Origin of the sequence: Bradyrhizobium sp. (genome assembly GCF_050014615.1) — a bacterium.
Lineage (GTDB): Bacteria > Pseudomonadota > Alphaproteobacteria > Rhizobiales > Xanthobacteraceae > Bradyrhizobium.
In genome coordinates, this window is record NZ_JBEKCZ010000297.1 from 1 (window position 1) to 4,788 (window position 4,788).

Sequence of the window (4,788 nt, forward strand, 5' to 3'; positions counted from 1 at the left end):
TGCCGCTTGACGCCGGCGGGGTTGGACAGCGGCCCCAGCAAATTGAAAATCGTGCGGGTCGCCAGTTCGACCCGGGTCGGGCCGACGTTCTTCCAGGCGGGATGGTGCGACGGCGCGAACATGAAGCCGATGCCGGCCTCCGCGATGCAGCGGCCGACATGTTCGGGCGTGATGTCGATCCTGACCCCGAGCGACGACAGCACGTCGGCCGCTCCCGAGCGCGACGAGAGCGCGCGATTGCCGTGCTTGGCGACGGGCACGCCGGCGCCCGCGACGATGAACGAGGCGCAGGTCGACACGTTGACCGAGCCGGAGCCGTCGCCGCCGGTGCCGACCACGTCGACGGCATCGGCGGGCGCCTTGACGCGCAGCATCTTGGCGCGCACGGCGGACACCGCGCCGGTGATCTCGTCGACGGTTTCGCCGCGCACCCGCAGCGCCATCAGCAATCCACCCATCTGCGAGGGCGTCGCCTCGCCGGACATCATGCTGTCGAAGGCGGCCGCCGCCTCGGCGCTCGACAGCGTCGCGCCGGTGGCGACCTTACCGATGATAGATTTGAGATTGTCCATCACGTGCTTTCAAATCGACGCCTGATGGCGAGAAGGCGCGCCAGCGCCGTCTCAAACCACAGGGATGTATACTCAATTGCTGTTCGCGCCCGTCACCTGCGCGAAAGCCGCCTGATTGACGTTGGTGCCGATGTCCAATTCCAGCTTCGTGATGTATTGCGCGAGCTCTTCGTCGGTCGCCGACCGCAGCACGGTGTCCTTCAATTTCTTGGTGTCTTCCGAGGCCAGGTCGACCGGCGGCACGCTGACGTCGGTGACGCGGAACACGATCCAGGCGTTGGCGCTGGCGTCAGGGGTTTGCCCGACGCCATCCTTGGCGGTGCGAAACGCGGCGGCGATCACGCCGGCGGGCACGCCGGGCACGGCGCCGTCGCGCTTGAATCCGCTGGCGGTATCGAGCTTCACGCCCGCTGCGGCCGCTTCGTCCGCAAGCTTGCCGCCCTGATCGAGCTTCTGAACCATCTCGGTCGCCTTGGTGCGCAGCCGGCTGTTGATCTGGTCGTCGTGCCACTTGGCCTCGACCTGGTCCTTGACCTCGTCAAGGGTGCGTTCGCGCGACGGGGTGATGCCCAGCACATCGTACCAGACATAGCCGCCGTTGAACGCGATGGGATCGTTGTCGACGCCGACATCACTGTTAAATGCCTGCGCGACGACATCGAGACCGCGGGGAATACTGGGCACAGGCTGGCCGCCGGGAAGGCGGCCGGAGCGATCGACGGCGTCGACCGTGACGGCGGCGAGCCCCAGTTTCTGCGCGGCTTCGATCACGCTGGCGCCGCCGCCGCGCTCGTCTTCCATCTTGTCGCGCAGTTCCGCGACCTTGGTGCGCGCGCGGTCGGCCGCAATCTCCCTCTTGAGGTCCGAGGCGACGCTCCCATAGGACGGCTCGACCCCCGGCTCGATCTTGCCGACCTTGACCAGCGCGACGCCGAACCGGCCTTGCTCCGGCTGGCTCACCTCGCCGGACGGCAGCGAAAAGGCCGCGTCCGCGATCGCGGGATCGACGATCGCGGATTTCGCGATCAGGCCGAGGTCGATGTCGGAAGGATTGAGGCCGCGCTCCTTGGCCAGATCCTCGAACGACAATCCGGATGCGATGCGATTGCGCGCCGCCGTGGCCTCGTCGGCATTCGGAAACATGATTTGCGACAACTCGCGCCGTTCCGGCGTGCCAAGCCGGTCGCGCCGCTGTTCGAATAGCTTACGGGCATCCTCATCGGAGACTTCAGACCATTTGCCGATCTCTTCGGGCGTGACCGCGACAAAGGATATCTTGCGGTATTCGGGCGCGCGGAACAGCGTCTTGTGGTCGTCGAAATAACCGGCCAGCGCCTCCGGCGACGGCGGGTCGATGGTTCCAGCCTGCGCGGCATCCAATCTGACATATTCGATGCTGCGCTGTTCGTTCGCAAACCGGGTCAGCGCCTCGATCAGGAGTTTCGGCGGTTCGAGCCCGGCCGAAATCGAGCCCGCGATCTGCCGCCGCAGCGACACGCGCCGCTGCTCGGAGATATAACGCTGTTCGCTGAAGCCGAATTGCCGCATCGTGGACTGGAAGCGGGTCGGGTCGAACGCGCCGTTGACGCCCTTGAAATTGGGGTCGGTGAAGATCATGCGCATGGTTTCGTCGTTGGACTGCCCAAGGCCGAGCCGTCGCGCTTCCTCATCAAGCGCCGCTTCGGCAATGGTCTGCTGCAGGACCTGGCGATCGAGCCCGAAGGCGCGCGCCTGATCCATGGTCAACGGGCGGCCGAACTGGCGGCCGATCTGCTGCAGCCTGTCGGTATAGTTCTGGCGGAATTGTTCGGTCGAGATCTCGGTATGGCCGACCTTGGCCAGCGTCGACTGTCCGAATCCCTTGAAGATATCGGCGATGCCCCAGACACCAAAACTGATGATCAATACGCCCATCACCGTGGCCATTATGATTTTGCCGAGCCAGTTTGATGAGGCTTTGCGCATTCCTCGAAGCATGGGTCCAACTTGTTGGCAGGAGGGAACCGGGTCGCGCCCAAGGGAATTCGAGGAAATTCGATATCGAATTCCACAAACGGACGTCACCGAGTTGATAAAGCATCATAAAGTGGCAGCCGCCTCGTCGCAACCTTGGCGGGGCGGCCAATTGAAGTGGTTAACTTCTTCGGGACGCCGCGGCCAGTCTCTGGCAGGGGTCTACCGGCTCTGCTAGCCCTTGGTTGACCCAACCTTCCCTGAAGGTTGGGTAACCCAACCTTCAGGGAACCCGATATGCCCAATGCCATCCGACCGCTGATTGCCGGTAACTGGAAAATGAACGGTCTCAAAGCATCCCTCGCTGAGTTCGAGGCCATGCTGGCGGGCGCAGCTAAGGTCGCCGCCAAGGCCGATCTTCTGGTTTGTCCGCCGGCGACGCTGATTGCGCCCTTTGCCGAAAAGGCCCGCGGCTCAAAAACCCTTGCGATCGGGGGACAGGATTGCCATCCCAAGGCGTCGGGTGCCCATACCGGCGATATTTCAGCCGAAATGCTGGCGGACGCCGGCGCCAGTGCCGTCATCGTCGGCCATTCCGAGCGGCGCGCCGATCATGGCGAGAGTGATGCGCTGGTTCGGCAAAAGGCCGAAGCCGCCTGGCGCGCGGGCCTCACCGCCATCGTCTGTATTGGTGAAACCCAGGCGCAGCGCGATGCCGGGCAAACCCTCGATATCTGCGGCGGCCAGCTCAAGGGATCGCTTCCCGATGGCGCAACGGCCGCCAGACTGGTGGTGGCCTATGAACCGGTCTGGGCGATCGGCACAGGCCTGACGCCAACGGCAGGAGATGTCGAGCAAATTCATAAGTTTATCCGTGAAACCCTGACAACGCGGTTTAGCGGTGAGGGGGCTGATATCCGCATCCTCTATGGCGGCTCGGTCAAACCCTCGAATGCCAGGGAATTGATGGCGGTCGCCAACGTCAACGGCGCCCTGATTGGCGGCGCCAGCCTGAAAGCGGCCGACTTTCTTGCGATTGCGGGTGATTGTCCCTAATTAACGGCCAAGCGGTGCGGGGGCGGCGACGCCTCCGGGGTGACCACGCCCTCCCGGGGGTGACAATCCCCCATCCGATCGTGTAACACCGCGCAACTTCAAACACCGCAAGCCCAACATGCTGCCGGATCCCGGCGCTTTTGGTTTGCGACGGAAGGTAGAGATGCAGACCGTCGTTATCGTAGTCCACCTGATGATCGTTGCGACGCTGATCGCGACCGTGCTGTTGCAGAAATCCGAGGGCGGTGGCCTTGGGGTCGGCGGCGGTGCCGGCTTCATGTCCAGCCGCGGCACGGCCAATTTGCTGACGCGCACGACGGCGGTGCTTGCGGTGGGCTTTTTCCTGACCAGCCTGTTTCTATCCTGGCTCGCGAGCTACGACCGCAAGCCGAGTTCGATCATCAATCCCGTGACGCAATCGCAGCCGGGCGGCGGCGCGACACCGCTTGCCCCGCCGACCAGCGGCGGAGGCCTGCTGGATTCGCTGAAGAAGTCCGACGAGCAGCAGCAGAATCAGTCGGCTCCTGCCGGCCCGCAGGCGCCGCGTTCGCAATAAAGCAGGATGGCCATGCAGGACGGTATCTACCGTCCCGCATCAGCAATCCCTATCAACACACTGACAACACTTTAAATTTCCAGTCACCCACAGCCCGGCAAAATGTTCGTTGCGGCGAGCGATTCGCTTTGGCGAATCGTGCCGGTAGCCTTAAAGGTTAAGCCCCATGGCGCGGTATATCTTCATCACCGGCGGCGTGGTTTCTTCGCTCGGAAAAGGTCTGGCTTCAGCGGCACTCGGTGCGCTGCTGCAGGCGCGCGGCTACAAGGTCCGGCTGCGCAAACTCGACCCCTATCTCAATCTCGATCCCGGGACGATGTCGCCCTACCAGCATGGCGAAGTGTTCGTGACCGATGACGGCGCGGAGACCGATCTCGACCTCGGTCACTATGAGCGCTTCACGGGACGTCCCGCCACCAAGGCCGACAACATCACCACCGGCCGCATCTACCAGGACATTCTGACCAAGGAGCGGCGCGGCGATTATCTCGGCGCCACCATCCAGGTGATCCCGCACGTCACCAACGCGATCAAGGATTTCATCCTCGACAGCAATGACGATTTCGACTTCGTGCTGTGCGAGATCGGCGGCACCGTCGGCGATATCGAGGGCCTGCCGTTCTTCGAGGCGATCCGCCAGATCAAGAACGA

Annotated in this window: 4 protein-coding genes and 1 pseudogene; 3 read left to right on the forward strand and 2 right to left on the reverse strand. The window is 63.5% G+C overall.

The features are described from left to right. The coding region (gene trpD / locus ABR948_RS28320; RefSeq protein ID WP_428124413.1) for an anthranilate phosphoribosyltransferase at positions 1 to 572 on the reverse strand (572 nt) is incomplete at its 3' end. A gap of 72 nt (positions 573 to 644) precedes the next feature. After that, complete coding sequence (locus ABR948_RS28325; RefSeq protein ID WP_428124415.1) at positions 645 to 2,549, reverse strand: peptidylprolyl isomerase; 1,905 nt, start codon at positions 2,547 to 2,549, stop codon at positions 645 to 647. A 273-nt stretch (positions 2,550 to 2,822) separates the two neighbouring features. On the opposite strand from ABR948_RS28325, the gene tpiA reads away from it, so the two are divergent. From tpiA to ABR948_RS28340, 3 genes and pseudogenes are all read left to right on the forward strand, one after another. Further along, positions 2,823 to 3,581 (forward strand): triose-phosphate isomerase, encoded by a 759-nt coding sequence (tpiA, locus tag ABR948_RS28330; protein WP_428124417.1) that lies wholly within the window; start codon positions 2,823 to 2,825, stop codon positions 3,579 to 3,581. Positions 3,582 to 3,744: 163 nt separating this feature from the next. Then, positions 3,745 to 4,137, forward strand: a complete 393-nt coding sequence (gene secG / locus ABR948_RS28335; RefSeq protein WP_428124419.1) for a preprotein translocase subunit SecG — start codon at positions 3,745 to 3,747, stop codon at positions 4,135 to 4,137. A gap of 166 nt (positions 4,138 to 4,303) precedes the next feature. Further along, a pseudogene (locus tag ABR948_RS28340) lies at positions 4,304 to 4,788 on the forward strand (CTP synthase); the annotation flags it as partial.

What these genes read in the sequence shown, in the direction of transcription:
- ABR948_RS28325 (WP_428124415.1), bottom strand. Translation starts at nt 2,549, where the DNA reads ATGCTTCGAGGAATGCGCAAAGCCTCATCAAACTGGCTCGGCAAAATC.
- tpiA (WP_428124417.1), top strand. Translation starts at nt 2,823, where the DNA reads ATGCCCAATGCCATCCGACCGCTGATTGCCGGTAACTGGAAAATGAAC.
- secG (WP_428124419.1), top strand. Translation starts at nt 3,745, where the DNA reads ATGCAGACCGTCGTTATCGTAGTCCACCTGATGATCGTTGCGACGCTG.